This is a genomic window from Gilliamella apicola (assembly GCF_000599985.1).
Classification (GTDB): Bacteria; Pseudomonadota; Gammaproteobacteria; order Enterobacterales; family Orbaceae; genus Gilliamella; species Gilliamella apicola.
Genome location: NZ_CP007445.1, coordinates 771,351 through 786,689 on the forward strand (window position 1 = coordinate 771,351; position 15,339 = coordinate 786,689).

Annotated in this window: 17 protein-coding genes and 4 tRNA genes; 15 read left to right on the forward strand and 6 right to left on the reverse strand. The window is 30.1% G+C overall.

The window, feature by feature from the left end; genetic code table 11:
- Positions 1-308: 308 nt before the first annotated feature.
- The 5 genes from GAPWK_RS03540 to GAPWK_RS03560 all read right to left on the reverse strand — a co-directional run bounded on the left by GAPWK_RS03540 (position 309) and on the right by GAPWK_RS03560 (position 2,587).
- Positions 309-917, reverse strand: coding sequence for a tetratricopeptide repeat protein (locus GAPWK_RS03540; RefSeq protein ID WP_025314912.1), 609 nt, complete (start codon positions 915-917; stop codon positions 309-311).
- A 173-nt stretch (positions 918-1,090) separates the two neighbouring features.
- The gene (locus GAPWK_RS03545; protein WP_025314913.1) at positions 1,091-1,795 is read right to left on the reverse strand and encodes a tetratricopeptide repeat protein; all 705 of its coding nucleotides are present in this window, start codon (positions 1,793-1,795) and stop codon (positions 1,091-1,093) included.
- Positions 1,796-2,304: 509 nt separating this feature from the next.
- A tRNA-Lys gene (locus GAPWK_RS03550) sits at positions 2,305-2,380 on the reverse strand.
- A gap of 20 nt (positions 2,381-2,400) precedes the next feature.
- Positions 2,401-2,476: transfer RNA gene (locus GAPWK_RS03555), tRNA-Val, on the reverse strand.
- A 35-nt stretch (positions 2,477-2,511) separates the two neighbouring features.
- Positions 2,512-2,587, reverse strand: a tRNA-Val gene (locus GAPWK_RS03560).
- A 199-nt stretch (positions 2,588-2,786) separates the two neighbouring features.
- Between GAPWK_RS03560 and GAPWK_RS03565 the strand changes: the two genes are divergently transcribed.
- From GAPWK_RS03565 to tusA, 6 genes are all read left to right on the forward strand, one after another.
- Complete coding sequence (locus tag GAPWK_RS03565) at positions 2,787-3,740, forward strand: PilN domain-containing protein (RefSeq protein WP_025314914.1); 954 nt, start codon at positions 2,787-2,789, stop codon at positions 3,738-3,740.
- On the forward strand, positions 3,733-4,206 hold the full coding sequence (locus GAPWK_RS03570) for a hypothetical protein (protein ID WP_025314915.1): 474 nt from the start codon (positions 3,733-3,735) through the stop codon (positions 4,204-4,206). The genes GAPWK_RS03565 and GAPWK_RS03570 overlap by 8 nt, the downstream gene beginning before the upstream one ends.
- Positions 4,203-4,577: a hypothetical protein gene (locus tag GAPWK_RS03575; protein WP_025314916.1), complete on the forward strand. Its 375-nt coding sequence runs from the start codon at positions 4,203-4,205 to the stop codon at positions 4,575-4,577. Before GAPWK_RS03570 ends, GAPWK_RS03575 begins: the two co-directional genes overlap by 4 nt.
- Positions 4,567-5,910, forward strand: coding sequence for a secretin N-terminal domain-containing protein (locus GAPWK_RS03580; protein WP_051516225.1), 1,344 nt, complete (start codon positions 4,567-4,569; stop codon positions 5,908-5,910). The genes GAPWK_RS03575 and GAPWK_RS03580 overlap by 11 nt, the downstream gene beginning before the upstream one ends.
- A 125-nt stretch (positions 5,911-6,035) precedes the next feature.
- On the forward strand, positions 6,036-6,842 hold the full coding sequence (locus GAPWK_RS03585; RefSeq protein ID WP_025314918.1) for a Cof-type HAD-IIB family hydrolase: 807 nt from the start codon (positions 6,036-6,038) through the stop codon (positions 6,840-6,842).
- Positions 6,843-6,861: 19 nt separating this feature from the next.
- Positions 6,862-7,098 (forward strand): sulfurtransferase TusA, encoded by a 237-nt coding sequence (gene tusA, locus GAPWK_RS03590; protein ID WP_025314919.1) that lies wholly within the window; start codon positions 6,862-6,864, stop codon positions 7,096-7,098.
- 30 nt (positions 7,099-7,128) lie between these two features.
- On the opposite strand, the gene GAPWK_RS15485 is transcribed toward tusA, so the two are convergent.
- Complete coding sequence (locus GAPWK_RS15485) at positions 7,129-7,536, reverse strand: protein YgfX (protein WP_080692418.1); 408 nt, start codon at positions 7,534-7,536, stop codon at positions 7,129-7,131.
- Positions 7,537-7,802: 266 nt separating this feature from the next.
- Here GAPWK_RS15485 and GAPWK_RS03595 point away from each other — a divergent pair, with 266 nt between their 5' ends.
- The 9 genes from GAPWK_RS03595 to GAPWK_RS03635 all read left to right on the forward strand — a co-directional run bounded on the left by GAPWK_RS03595 (position 7,803) and on the right by GAPWK_RS03635 (position 15,306).
- The gene (locus GAPWK_RS03595) at positions 7,803-10,334 is read left to right on the forward strand and encodes a penicillin-binding protein 1A (protein WP_025314920.1); all 2,532 of its coding nucleotides are present in this window, start codon (positions 7,803-7,805) and stop codon (positions 10,332-10,334) included.
- A 13-nt stretch (positions 10,335-10,347) separates the two neighbouring features.
- Positions 10,348-10,911: a 16S rRNA (guanine(966)-N(2))-methyltransferase RsmD gene (gene rsmD, locus GAPWK_RS03600; RefSeq protein ID WP_025314921.1), complete on the forward strand. Its 564-nt coding sequence runs from the start codon at positions 10,348-10,350 to the stop codon at positions 10,909-10,911.
- Positions 10,911-11,168, forward strand: coding sequence for a DUF1145 domain-containing protein (locus tag GAPWK_RS03605; protein ID WP_025314922.1), 258 nt, complete (start codon positions 10,911-10,913; stop codon positions 11,166-11,168). Before rsmD ends, GAPWK_RS03605 begins: the two co-directional genes overlap by 1 nt.
- A gap of 70 nt (positions 11,169-11,238) precedes the next feature.
- Positions 11,239-11,314: transfer RNA gene (locus GAPWK_RS03610), tRNA-Gly, on the forward strand.
- A 326-nt stretch (positions 11,315-11,640) separates the two neighbouring features.
- On the forward strand, positions 11,641-11,853 hold the full coding sequence (locus GAPWK_RS03615; protein WP_025314923.1) for a Flp family type IVb pilin: 213 nt from the start codon (positions 11,641-11,643) through the stop codon (positions 11,851-11,853).
- Between the two features lie 1,110 nt (positions 11,854-12,963).
- Positions 12,964-13,197, forward strand: coding sequence for a Flp family type IVb pilin (locus tag GAPWK_RS03620; protein ID WP_025314924.1), 234 nt, complete (start codon positions 12,964-12,966; stop codon positions 13,195-13,197).
- Positions 13,198-13,843: 646 nt separating this feature from the next.
- Positions 13,844-14,083, forward strand: coding sequence for a Flp family type IVb pilin (locus tag GAPWK_RS03625; protein ID WP_025314925.1), 240 nt, complete (start codon positions 13,844-13,846; stop codon positions 14,081-14,083).
- 122 nt (positions 14,084-14,205) lie between these two features.
- A complete protein-coding gene (locus tag GAPWK_RS03630) occupies positions 14,206-14,436 on the forward strand; it encodes a Flp family type IVb pilin (protein ID WP_025314926.1) in 231 nt (76 codons plus the stop codon).
- A 636-nt stretch (positions 14,437-15,072) separates the two neighbouring features.
- On the forward strand, positions 15,073-15,306 hold the full coding sequence (locus GAPWK_RS03635) for a Flp family type IVb pilin (RefSeq protein ID WP_025314927.1): 234 nt from the start codon (positions 15,073-15,075) through the stop codon (positions 15,304-15,306).
- The last annotated feature ends 33 nt before the right edge of the window (positions 15,307-15,339 follow it).

A 15,339-nucleotide genomic window follows, 5' to 3' on the forward strand; every position in this document is an offset into this window, starting at 1 on the left:
ATCTTAGTGATGGCAATAATATTACTATCGTCACCAGTTAGTATATCTTTTATTATTCTATTTTATAATCATCCAAACTATGAATTAAGGGCTTTTCAAATACGATTTTTGCTGTAATTAATATTCAATGGTAACGTATTCTTCACTCGTTTTTTGCTGAAAGAGTTACAGGTTACACCTAGGTTTTAGTAAAAAAATAAATTTATTAAATCTCTATTTTACTTTCTTGTGATATATGATCTGACTTTAATATCAAGGTTATTAGGCTTACCTGTGATAATAGAACATAGAGTTGTAATTATTTTATGTTAGTAACAACCACAATCATTATTACTTTTTTGTTTTTTAGCTGCTTGTTGCTTAGCAACAATCGCTGATACCTTTTTGGATACAATTGCCAATTGTTCTTTGGCATCAGAGTAGTTTTGTTCAGCTGCTTTAGCAAACCATTGTTTTGCTTTGAAATAATCCTGTTTTACGCCTGTACCTTTATAATAAAGGTTAGCTAAAGTATATTGGGCTATCACATTACCTTTTTTTGCAGCTTTGGTATCCCACTTAATTCCTTGTGAATAATTTTGTTTAGTCCCTTGACCATTATAATAAAGTAAAGCAAGCTGATGTTGTGCTTCAATATGACCTTGATTGGCTGCTTTTTCAAACCACTCTTTAGCTTTAGTATAATCTGGTTGAGATTCATCTTGTTGCTCAATTGGTTTTTCAATACCTTTGAAGTGACGTCTTTTAGTATGGGTTCCATTAGCATACATAATACCTAAATGAAATTGAGCTTCAGCATTGTTTTGTTCAGTAGCTTTCTGATATTCTTGGTTAAAATCAAATAATATTTGCTGATTAGCACTGACAAAAATGCTGAAACATAAGCCTAATATAATTTTAGCAAAGAACTTGATCATACTTCATCCTACAGTAAATCATTCGTTGGCATGCTTTAGATTACCTAGTTTGTATATGATGCCATATATTAGGTTAAAATATCATAAATAATATAAATATAATGGAAATCTCATTTAATTACACTTAAACATCTTGCCATTAAAAATTGAAAGATTTTTTTATTAATTTGTTGTTATTTAATATCTTTGGAGAGTTCACATCCTTTTTGTAATCCATTTTTGCAAGCCATGTCAAAATATCTTTTGGCTTCATTCATGTCTTGTGATAATACTGTTCCATTATAATACAATACGCCCATTAATACTTGTGCTTCAGGATTATTGGCTTTTAGCGCTTGTTTAAGTAGTTCTAATCCTTTAGGGTAGTTTTTTCTATTTGACAGATATATGGTTGCTAACGCTAATTGAGATTTTAGATGACCTTGATTAGCAGCTTTTTCAAACCAGAATTTCGCTTTATCTAAATCTTGTGGAACCACTTTACCTTCATAATATATAAAACCTAAATTATTTTGCGCTCTCACAAAGTTAGCCTGAGCGGCTTGTTCATAATACATTATTGCTTTTTTATAATCAGGTTTTACTCCTTCTCCTTTATTATACATAAGACCTAGATTATATTGAGATGACGTATATCCTTGCTTGGCTGACGCTTCAAACCACTTTTTAGCTTGGCTATAATCTTGGGTATAACCATTTTGTCCAAAATAGTAATTGGCGCCTAAAGCAAATTGTGCTGCAGCATCCTGTAATACAGCAGCTTTTTTATTTAGCACATCTTTATCGTTATAAGTCTCAACTTCATTATAATCAGAATCAGCACTACAACCGGTCAACAAATTGATCATAATAAATGCCGATAATAGTAATTTTTTCATAATATTCCCTAAATCATATCCTTTTGATATTGATATATTTTACATGATAATTATTTAGGATGTTAGTTGATTTATTGTTGATTAAAATATAAGTGTTATAAATAATTAATATGGTATTTTCTATTTTAACAAAGCTTATCAAATAGAATTGATTTGAATCGTTACATCTTGTTGAAAAACGGAGAGGAGTTAACTTGACTATTTGACCATTCGTGTACTTGATCTTTTTGAATCAATATTTCATATTAATAAAAAATGTTTACGTATTAATATAATGAATTTGTGTTTTTACCGTTTGATTTATTACTATTCGTTTTGATCTTATAAAAAAGAGATAATCGGTCGATTTTGTGCTTGATTAATTAACACATGATGTTTCTGAACATTTCACAACACATACACTATACACTGAGGATTCATTCCCAACAAATTAGTTGAATGCTAGTGTTCTTATAACTCAATATATGTACTTATTGTTTTTGATTGGTAAAACAGAAAATTAAAAAAAGTGGTGGGTCGTGAGCGATTCGAACGCTCGACAAACGGATTAAAAGTCCGCTGCTCTACCGACTGAGCTAACAACCCATATAGAAAACTGCTAAAAGTGGTGGGTGATACCGGGTTCGAACCAGTGACCCCCTCCTTGTAAGGGAGGTGCTCTCCCAACTGAGCTAATCACCCCAAATGTTTTATTTCTAAAACGTCACGGTAAAGATTGGTGGGTGATACCGGGTTCGAACCAGTGACCCCCTCCTTGTAAGGGAGGTGCTCTCCCAACTGAGCTAATCACCCTTACCGTGTGGATGTGCATTATAAGGCACGTCTTATTTCAGTCAACCTTTTTTTTTAATTTTCTGCAAAAACAGCTTTGTTCGATTCAATTTTAAACGTTTTTTGAGTGATGAATCACAAAAACAGCTTTTATTTATGTTTACATCAGTTGTTGTAACTATGATTTATGGATGAAATTATTTTTATGGGCAGTTAATTGATGAAGATAAAAGATAAATGCAGGGTTGTAATTCATGTCGAACCCAAAACTATACGATATAAGATAAGTCAATCTAATGGGCTATTAAAGTTTTCTCCTTTTGGAGATTTAATTGAATATGATTATCAAAATTTCAATGATATTGATATTTTTATTAGCCAATTACAAGCTAAGTTACCAAAATATACAAAATATGAAATAAACCTTTCTGATAACTATATTCAATTGACAAAATTAACTATGCCGGATGTGAAATTGCAACCCAATGAAATTACTTTGTATATTGAAGCTTCGATCTATAAGTTATTTGAATTGTCAGCTAAACATGTCTTTTTTGATTTCATTTTTTTAACTGATAAACAGAAACAAAAGCAAGTTATAGTTGCAATATGTGAGCGCGATTACGTTAATGGCTGGATTGAGTTATTAAAGAAAAATGAATGTTTAATCAATTTTATTGGTTATATATATGATAATAAAAAATTTAATTTTTTACCATGGCGAAAAAATCAATATAAAAAGCAAAAATTCTATTTATCTATTGTTATAGTATGTTGGATAGGGGGGATGAGTTGTTTATATTGTTATATATGGAGGCAAGCCCAAACAAAATTAACCCATTTTATTATGGACGTTTCACAGCAAGGGCTTATTGAGCAAAAATTAAAAGAACAATTATCAACTTATTTACCTAATCCTTCATTGAGTCAAAAACAAATCCAGCAGTCATTAATATTAATTTCAGAACGATTACCTACAAATATATGGTTAACTTCGTTCACTTATGAACCCAATAAAATAACAATAAAAGGGCATAGTTTTAACTATATTGAACTCACTAATTTTAACCTAAATCTTTTACAACATAAAAATGTCAGTAAAAGCCAAATCAAGACAATTTCTAATAATAAACACAGTCTTTTTTTTGAAGTGGATATTAACTTAAATGAATAGTGATTTTTTAAATCGGCCACTTTGGCAACAATACTTATTCTGTATTTTGTTACCTGTCATTATTTTTATTATTGGCTATCTGTTTTTTATTCATGATATAAACAAACAATCAGATGAGCAACAAAAGGTATACCAAACAAAGCTGTCACAAATTGAATCATTACAATCAAGGCTTAATCATTATCAATTTGAACAAAACAGTTCATTGACAATCATTAATCAAAACGAATTTGCTCAATATATTGAACGAAATCATTTGGTACTAAATGGTTTCAAACATTATCAAACGGATGAAACAATTAATTGGGATATTGAACTTAATGGTAACTTTATTGATTTTATGAATTTAATTTCAGAGCTTAATAAAGATTATTACTATCTTGATTTTCGAGATTTGAAGATAATTAAACAGGAATCTTATCTACAAATTATATTTACCTTATTATTTAAAGGGAAAATTGAATGAAGGCAAGCTTATTTATAATAGGTTGTTCATTGACTATCAACTGCTTTGATACTATCGCGGAATTAAATTTTTATCGAGATCCATTTGTTGAATCAAAGCAACTGTCATGTAATGAACAGAAAGAGATATTAATAAAACAGATACAGGCTTGGCAATTCAAAGGTCTTATCCAACACAAAAGTTATCACTTCCCCCAAATTTGGCTATATTCAGAAAATCAGTGGTTTGCCATAAATCACGAGGTTCAGTCTAAGGCATTATTTCCTTGGTTTGTTCAATCTTGGCAAAATCATAAAATTGTGTGGCAAGCTAATTTAGCAGATTATTGTCATGAAACTATTGAATGGACAATGTCATTAAATGAGTCATAAAAATATGCAAACAAAAAATCTGTCATCGATTCATCAATATCAAAGCATATTATCAAGAATAACAATGATCTGTTTGATCTCTATGAACATGATGATAAGTGCTGTTAGAGCTAACGAAAATCAGTTAAGTTTTAATTTGTCTTCAAATGTTGAGCTGCATAATAATGATTTGATTTCAATGAATTTTTATCAAACAGATGTAGCCATTATTCTGCAAGCTTTAGCTGATTGCAAACAAATGAATCTTATTATGAGTGAGAATTTATCGATAAAACAAACCATTAAACTACAAAATATAGATTGGCAAAAAGCATTGTCCATTATTTTAGATTCGGCCAATTTACAAGCTACAATGGATGATAATATTTTATATATTTCCAAAGCTATCGAACCAGAAATTTTAGAACAAAGAAAGCAATTAGAATTGAAGCAACAAGAGCAGAAACAGCCACTTGAATCTTTGTCTATAGCAATTAATCATGCTGATCTTGCCACTTTAAATGAAACTATTCTACAACAAGGATTATTATCCGAAAGGGGCAAAGTGATTATGGATAAACGAACCAATTCACTTATTATTATGGACTTACCAAAGCAGTTTAAAGCTATTAAAAAATTGATTAAGTCTATTGATAAACCAATACCACAAGTACATATATCTGCACATATTGTAACAATGAATAGTGAAAGTATGAATGAATTGGGTATTAAATGGGGCTATTCTGGGCGATCATCTCAACTATTAGATAAATTTGATGTTGGATTGGGTATTACTAACCCTTCATCTACTATAAGTTTCAATTTAGCTAAAATTTCTGGTAGTTTGCTTAATTTGGAACTATCAGCATTAGAGTCTGAAAATCAAGTTGAAATTATTGCCAGTCCTAATTTATTAACATCTAGCCATAATATGGCATCAATAAAGCAAGGTACAGAAATACCTTATGAAGTTTCAAATGGTAATAATGGCGCAACTTCTATTGAGTTTAAGCAAGCCGTTTTAGGATTAGAAGTGACGCCCAAAATACTATCAGATAATCAGATGCTTTTAGATTTGTATATTACTCAAAATACCGCAGGGCGTTCAATTAAACGTAGCGAAGGAGGGGAAGCATTGGCTATTGATACCCAAGAAATTAAAACACAAGTGAAAGTCAATAATGGCGAAACTATTGTTTTAGGTGGTATTTTTCAGCAAACTAACGATAATCTTAAACGAAATGTGCCAAATGCGAGCGATCTTCCGATTATTGGTAATTTATTTAAATATAAAGGCAAAAAACAGCAAAAAAAAGAACTTGTTATTTTTATCACACCGCAATTAGTTGAGTAAATGCTATTAGAGTTGTATCATACAGAGTTTATTTTTCTATGGTTTACCTTGAAACTTAATTTATTGTTTCAATGTTTGTTTTTTAGTCATCACCATTACAAATTATTATAAAAGTTGAGAATATTATGTTTCGTGTTGTAGCTTCTGATTTAGATGGCACTTTATTAACTCCTGAGCATTGCTTATCGCCTTATACTAAACAAGTTCTTCAAGCTTTGCGTAAAAAAGATATCCATTTTGTGTTTGCAACAGGGCGACATCATATTGATGTGGCTCAAATGCGAGAAAACATGGAGATTGATGCTTTTATGATCACCTCTAATGGCGCTAGAGTGCATGATAGTTCGGGTAACTTAATTTTCGGTCAAAGTATTGAGCCAACATTAGCATGCGAGGTAGCAAAAGAGTGTATTGATGATCCATTAGTGTACACGCATGTTTACCGAGGTGATAATTGGCTTATTAATAAGGAAGATAACTATTCCTTAAGTTTTTTTAGAGATACAGATTTTACTTACGAATATTTTAATCCATCTGATTTTGAAGCCGACGATATTGCCAAAATTTACTTTACAATCAGTAATGATTCATTACATCCACATTTAGTCGAAATAAAAAATAGGCTTGATAAAAAATATGGTAATAAAATGAGCATCACATTTTCATCTTTAAATTGTCTTGAAATTATGGCTGAAAATGTATCAAAAGGCAGTGCCCTAAAAAAGGTAGTTGAAAAACTTGGTCTTGATCTAAAAGATTGTATTGCTTTTGGTGATGGCATGAATGATTTTGAGATGTTAAAAATGGCAGGAAAAGGTTGTATTATGCAAAATGCTAGTTTAGATTTACGTCAAAAACTACCTCAATTAGAGGTAATTGGTTCAAACGTTGATGATGCCGTACCACATTATTTGAATAATTTATTACTATAAATTTATCTAATTAAATTATATGACGCTAACTTTTGATAAAAAACTTGATACTCTGGGATTACGTTGCCCAGAGCCTATCATGCTAGTGCGAAAAGCCATTAGAGAACTGGCTATAGGACAAGTACTTTATTTGATCGCTGATGATTTTGCCACTACTCGTGATGTACCGAGTTTTTGCAGATACATGGAGCATGAACTGCTCTCATTACAAACAGAATCCAAACCTTATCAATATTGGATAAAAAAAACTCATTGATATTTTAAAGTTTCAGGTTAATGATACGTTTTAGTAGGCTAACCTAATTTGATATAGATAATAACGTAAAGTACGCCAATCATTAGGAGAAAAATTATCCGACATTAAAAAAAGTGTATGTCGTTTATTGGTTCTCCGTGATTGCAAATTCAAAATAATAATGTAACGAAGTATTAATGGATTACGTCTTAAATACCACCGCTGTTTATACCAATAGATCTGATTTATATAATGAAATACTACAAATTCTCCTTTGATTTTTTTGCAATAACAAATGCTTCGCCACCACTCAATAATTAAGATCAATAGGGTAATAAATGTATAGTCATTTAATAATGTATCGGAAAATTTCAGTAAACACTCAATAATTATAATTAAATAACTAATTGATATTATTGTTATTTGTTGAAATGATAGAGTTAATTTAGTTCTCCACATAATAAAAACTTAGTTTAAATAAAAACAATTAATAAATGATTTTATTAAAAATTGCTTAAAATTAAGCTAAATATGGGAGATAATACGGATAATTATAGTAACTTTCTATGAGTGATTAATATATCAGCTCTATGAGTAAATTATTAAATTCATCATATCAATGTTTATAAAAACTATGTGTTAAATTATTTGTGGGGTAACAGAAATGGCTTTGTTGCCCTAACTTTTTCCTTTGAAAATTTAGCTAGGAATAATTTGTGATTATAATTAAAGTGTTAAAATTTTTTCTTAAGTTTTTTATCGGCTGTTTTCTATGTGCTTTAGTCATAGCAATTGCTGGTTATACTTATTATTCAAAAGACTTGCCTGATGTTACTACCTTAAAAAATGTAAGGTTACAAACACCTCTGCAAATTCTGAGTAAAGATGGAGAACTCATTGCAATTTTTGGTGAGCGTCGACGAACGCCACTAAAATATAATGAAATTCCACCAGTTGTTGTTAATGCTGTGATTGCAACAGAAGATGCAAGATTTTATGAGCACTTTGGTATCGATCCAGTTGGGATTGTCCGAGCAATGTACATAGGTTTAAAACAAAAAGGGTTTTCGCAAGGTGGGAGTACTATAACTCAGCAGGTCGCAAAAAACTTCTTCTTAACACCAGAAAAGAGTATTTCACGAAAAGCTAAAGAAATTATTTTAGCGATTCGTATGGAAAAAGAGTTAACTAAAGAAGAAATCATGACACTTTATCTAAATATGATCAACTTTGGTTCTAGGGCATATGGTGTAGCAGCCGCTTCTTATACCTTTTTTGGTAAAACTCCAGAACAGTTAACCATAGATGAAGCAGCATTGTTAGCAGGCTTGCCAAATGCGCCTTCAGCCTATAATCCTATTTCACATCCTGAGCGTGCTCGGACTAGACGTGACTGGGTTTTGGGACGTATGCTAGATCAATCTTATATTACTCAGTCACAATACAATGAAGCAATCAGTAAGCCAATTAATGTAAGTTATCATGCACCACAAATTGAATTTTCAGCTCCGTATATTGCTGAAATGGCAAGGCAGTTTATGTATGATAAGTTTGGCGAAAATGCTTATACTGATGGTTATAAAGTTTATACAACTATTTCTAAAACAGATCAGCTAGCAGCTGAGCAAGCCGTGCAAAAAAATATTATTGATTATGATATAAGACATGGCTATCGTGGTCCTGAAAAAATATTATGGAAAAATAACGAAAAAGCATGGGATGATGACCAAATTCAAAATACGCTAAAAAAATATAGTTGTTATAGTGGTATGTGTCCTGGTGTTGTTACACAATCTTCTGATGTTGAAGCGAACGTCGTTTTAACCGATAAATCAAAAGTCGTTATTGCATTCCAAGATATGAAGTGGGCTCGACCATTTATTAGTGATACTAAACAAGGATCTTTTCCGAAAAAAGTATCTGATACATTAAAACCAGGGCAACTCATTTGGGTTAAGAAAATAAATGATAAATGGGCGTTGGCACAAATTCCAGCCGTCAATGCAGCATTAGTTTCACTTGATTCAGACAATGGTGCTATCAAAGCAATTGTTGGTGGTTATGATTTTTATTTAAGTAAGTTTAATCGTGCTACTCAAGCTCTTCGTCAATTAGGTTCAAATATTAAACCTTTTATTTATACAGCGACATTAGAGAAAGGTTTAACTATGGCTACACTACTCAATGATGCGCCTATTGTGCGCTCAACAGGTAGTGCTACTTGGCGACCTAAAAATTCGCCACCAAGTTATGCTGGACCATTACGTTTAAGAATTGGTTTAGGGATGTCTAAAAATGTAATGATGGTTAGAGCGTTACGTGCAGTAGGAATTGAATATGTAGCGAATTATTTAGAGCGATTTGGGTTCCCAAAAGAAAATATCTCACTTAATGAGTCATTAGCTTTAGGTTCTGCTTCTTTCACTCCATTACAAGTAGCAAGAGCTTATTCGGTGATTGTCAATGGTGGATATTTAATTTCGCCTTATTTAATTGAAAAAATTGAGGACAATAATGGTTCTGATGTCATTTATCAGCATCAACCTTTAATTGCCTGTAAAAATTGTACTGATGAAGTTATTAATACTGAATCAACACCGGTATCTTTAAATAATGTGGAGAATGAAATAGACGAATCAGGTAATGAAGAGCCTGAACAAGCTAATCTTAAATCAGATGATAATATGGTTTTACCAAATATCAATCTGGATAATAAAGCAACAGATGTTACTCCCAAATATGCTCCACAAACGATAAATGGTGGTCTAGCTTTTATTATGAAAGATGGACTTAGATCAATTGTCTTTGGTGGCTCTAATTGGCAAGGTACGGCTTGGCGTGTGAAAGCATTAGGTAGAAAAGATGTGGGGGGAAAAACCGGTACCACAAATGAATCAAAAGATGTTTGGTTTTCTGGTTTTGGTGGTAATATTGTAACAACAGTATGGATGGGATTTGATGATCATCGACGCAAATTGGGTCGAACTATTCGAGCAGAAGCCGGAGCTGTTACAGCCAATCCAGTTTGGGTTGATTATATGAAAATTGCCTTGCAGGATGTACCAATAACAGAAGATACCAAGCCCGAAAATGTTATTTCTGTAACCATTGACCAAAAGACAGGGTTATTACCTCAATCAGGTTCCAAAACAATGTCGGAATATTTTATTAAGGGTACTGAACCAACATCTTATGCAACTCAAGAAGTTGATACAAGTGTGACCGATTCTGAAGGTAACACTCAAGAACTATTCTAGTAAGGTATTTAGTATGAATGGTTCGATAAGAATTATTGGTGGAAAATGGCGTGGACGTAAATTGATAGTTCTCGATAAAGAAGGTCTACGTCCTACTACTGATAGAGTTAAAGAAACTTTATATAATTGGTTAATGCCTGTTATTTATGATAGTGATTGTTTAGATTGTTTTTCGGGCAGTGGTTCATTAGGCTTTGAAGCTGCATCACGAGGTGCAAAAAGTGTAATATTACTTGAAAAAGATAAACAAGTTGTGCAGTTGCTTAATAAAAATAAACAGATTATTGCTTGTGATACAGTTGAAATCCATCACACCAATACATTAATATGGCTTAATCAACCTGCTCAAAAACAGTTTGACATTGTGTTTATCGATCCACCATTTTATCAATCACTGGTTGCCCAAACGGTGAGTCAGCTTGAAAAGAACAATTGGCTTAAATCATCTGCATATATTTATATAGAAACAGAAAAAGATTATGAGTTAATGACTCATATACCTACTAATTGGCAATTACATCGGGAAAAAATCGTCGGTCAAGTTCACAGCTATCTTTTTATACGAGAAGACAATTAATGTTTATATTTATTGGTAAATTTTTATATGCCATAATGTGGTTATTTTTATTATTTAATCTGATTCACCCATACCCCAAACCTGCCAATATTGTTGCGTATTTTGGTTTAGCTGCTTTTACCATAACTCATGGTTTACAGGCCTACATGCTACAGTCAACAATGACAAATAAAGAGAAGGAAGAGGATAAATTTAAAGCGTTTCGTCTTTTTATTTTTGGTGTATTTGAATCCCTTAGCTGGAAAATTAAAAAATAACGATAAAAGTGGTTGCCTGATACAAAAAATTATGTATAATGCATCCACTTCTTTCGAAGTATTCCAATAAGCGGGAATAGCTCAGTTGGTAGAGCGCAACCTTGCCAAGGTTGAGGTCGCGAGTTCGAACCTCGTTTCCCGCTCCAATTATTAATCTGCAAATGTTGAATAGAAAATAGACTTTCATTCGGATAATAAAAAATTTAGTTAATTACATTTAGGCTGAATTTCATGAAACTTATCTCAATATCTGATATATAAATAGTATCAATCATATTAAAATTTAAGATTTATAAATGATAAAAATTATCTTAGATATTGTTATCATATATTTTCTATCCTTCCTATATATCTTAAATCTATATTAATTATAATTAGTAACTTTACATTAGTTAGCGTATAATTTACAAAAATCAAAAAAAGTATAGAAAATCTAAATTAAATATAAAGATAATAAATGGAGTATTATTATATGGACATACAAGCGATTTTTACTCAGCTAAAATCAATCGGAATTAAATTTGCAAAAAATCAACGAGGCGTGCATGCGATTGAATATGCAATTATCTCATCAGGAATTACAATGATAGTTTCAGTAATTTTTCTTGATGATAATGGTCCATTTAAAAATGCTTTAACTGAACTATTTAATAGACTAAAAGATAAATTAATTGCAATTATTTAAGTTTGTTTTCTCTTTTTTCTAACTTCTCAGAAACACTAAAATAGATATAAATAACAGTTTTGGTTGATAAGGTTAAATTTCTGATATAACTATTTAAACTTATACAGTTTCACTTTTTCTAAAGTAACAAATATTCAATTTATTTCTGTTATTTATTCACCTTTATTAGTTGATTTTTTATATTTAGTTAAAAATAACTTATTGTTCATAATAATTAGTTATTTTATTTGTATTTTTATGCAATTAACAATCAATTTAATTTTTATGGTTCTTATTTTTTTACTATTCAGTAACAATTTGTTTTTAATTTAATTTTTTAAAAACGTATATTTGTATTTAGTAGTTTTATATAAATCACATATAATCTGTTAGATATTTGTTGTATTTTGTTAAAAAAGTTAAATTAAGATATTTTGCAAGTAAATTTATCAAAAATGAATGTGGTGTAACAGCAATTGAATAGGCAATGTTTCAGCAGGTATTTCAGCAGTGATTATGTTTATCTTTGATACAGAGGGCAATGGACTTGTTTATAAAATGTTAATATATGTCCTTCCGAACTTTGGGATAAAAATTAAAAAGTATTTTTGATTAATTAGTAATGTTTAATTATTAATTAAATACAAATCATTCTATTGAAAATTGAGTGATTTATATTTGAGGATTATTTATTGTTGTTTTAATTTTTAAGCTAAAATTTAACAGCTTTTAAAACTTTTATAAAAGAATTAAACACAATAAAATTAACCTTTTGATATGTAAGCTTTATTCAAATTAGTAAAAAGATAAACAAGTTGTCTGTTAACTAATAATATCAATTAAATTATTTTTTTGTTGTTTATAATGATTATTCAATTTAATAAAGTATCTACTTTGAATTAATTAACAATAAATTAACATATATTTAACTTTAAATTAGTTAATTTTGATGTTTTACAACTCTAGTTTTATGTTGCTGGATTATTTTCAGTAAAATAAATTTCAATTAAAAGATTAAAAAAATGTATTTAATGCTGGAAAAGAGATATTTATTCGCATATAATGTGAAAACTTTATAACAATAAAGTAAATTAATATTAAAAATCATGTAAATATTTAAGGAAAAATATCATGTTATATTTATCAGCGGTTCGCGCTCAAGCAAGAAATTTTGCAAGTAAATTTATCAAAAATGAACGTGGTGTAACAGCTATTGAATACGCAATTGTTGCTGCAGGTGTTTCTGCGGTAGTTTTATATATCTTTGGTGGTAGTGGTCCAGTTAAAGGCATGTTGAACAATGTGTTTAATCAATTGTCAAGTAAACTATCTACTGTTGTTAACGGTGCTGGTAACGGCAACTAATCAATTGTCAAGTAAGCTATCTACCGTTATTGGCGGTTCTGATGACGGTAGCATGTAATTGTCAGTCTAATGTTAACCGCCCTTTATAAGGGCGGTTTATTCTTTATAAGAATTTGTGTAATTTTATTTTGTAAGTCAACTTATTCCTCTAAATCATAAATTAGGCAATATATCTAAAAAAGATGTGTGTATCTGTTTAGGTTGATAATTTTAACCTCCCGTTTTCTATTGTTTATATTTAATTATCATCTATTATCGTATCGGTTTGTCGCATATAGCATTTCGTAATAATTAAACAAATAAAAACAAAATGAATCTTATCCGCTTATCGTTTATTGATAATATCAATTAAATTATTTTTCTTTTATTGTTTGTGATAATTTTCAATTTAGTAAAGCGTCTATCCTCGAATCAATTATTAATAAATTAACATTAATTTAACTTTTAATTAGCTAATTTTAATGTTTTACAATTCTGGTTTTATATTGCTGGATTACTTTCAGTAAAATAAATTTTAATTAAAAAGATTAAAAAAAATGCAATTAATGCTGGAAAAGTGATATTCATTCACATATAATGTGAAAAATTGATAATCATAAAGTAAATTAATATTAAAAAATATGTAAATATTTAGGAGAAAGCTATTATGTTATATTTATCAGCGGTTCGTGCTCAAGCAAGAAATTTTGCAAGTAAATTTATCAAAAATGAACGTGGTGTAACAGCTATTGAATACGCAATTGTTGCTGCAGGTGTTTCTGCGGTAGTTTTATATATCTTTGGTGGTAACGGTCCAGTTAAAACTATGTTCTATCTTGTGTTTACTCAATTGCAAGTTAAACTATCTAATATCGTCAGTAACGCCGGTGATGGCAATTTCAATTAAAAAGGTTAAAAAATGCATTTAATGCTGGAAAGGCGATATTTATTCGTATATAATGTGAAAACTTTATAACTATAAAGTAAATTAATATTAAAAAATATGTAAATGTTTAGGAGAAAGCTATTATGTTATATTTATCAGCGGTTCGCGCTCAAGCAAGAAATTTTGCAAGTAAATTTATCAAAAATGAACGTGGTGTAACAGCTATTGAATACGCAATTGTTGCTGCAGGTGTTTCTGCGGTAGTTTTATATATCTTTGGTGGTAATGGTCCAGTTAAAGCCATGTTGAACAATGTATTTAATCAATTGTCAAGTAAACTATCTAGTGTTGTTACCAGTTCCGGCAACAACTAATCAATTGTCAAGTAAACTATCTACTGTTATCAGCGGTTCTGGTAACGGTAGCATGTAATTGTCAGTCTAATGTTAACCGCCCTTTATAAGGGCGGTTTATTCTTTATAAGAATTTGTGTAATTTTATTTTATAAGTCAACTGATTCCTCTAGATCATAAATTAGGCAGTATATCTAAAAAGATGTGTGTATCTGTTTAGGTTGATAGTTTTAACCTCCCGTTTTCTATCGTTTATATCTAATTATCATCTATTATCGTACCGGTTTGCCACATATAGCATTTCATAATAATTAAACTAATAAAAACAAAACACATCTTATCGTTTATTGATAATATCAATTAAATTATTTTTCTTTTGTTGTTTGTGATAATTTTCAATTTAGTAAAGCGCCTATCCTCGAATTAATTATCAATAAATTAACATTAATTTAACTGTTAATTAGCTAATTTTGATGTTTTACAATTCTGGTTTTATATGTCTGGATTATTTTCAGTAAAATAAATTTCAATTAAAAAGATTAAAAAAATGCATTTAATGCTGGAAAAGCGATATTTATTCGCATATAATGTGAAAACTTTATAACGATAAAGTAAATTAATATTAAAAAATACGTAAACGTTTAGGAGAAAGCTATTATGTTATATTTATCAGCGGTTCGCGCTCAAGCAAGAAATTTTGCAAGTAAATTTATCAAAAATGAACGTGGTGTAACAGCTATTGAATACGCAATTGTTGCTGCAGGTGTTTCTGCGGTAGTTTTATATATCTTTGGTGGTAATGGTCCAGTTAAAGCCATGTTGAACAATGTATTTAATCAATTGTCAAGTAAACTATCTACTGTTGTTAGCGGTGCTGGCGGCAACAACTAATCAATTGTCAAGTAAACTATCTACTGTTATCAG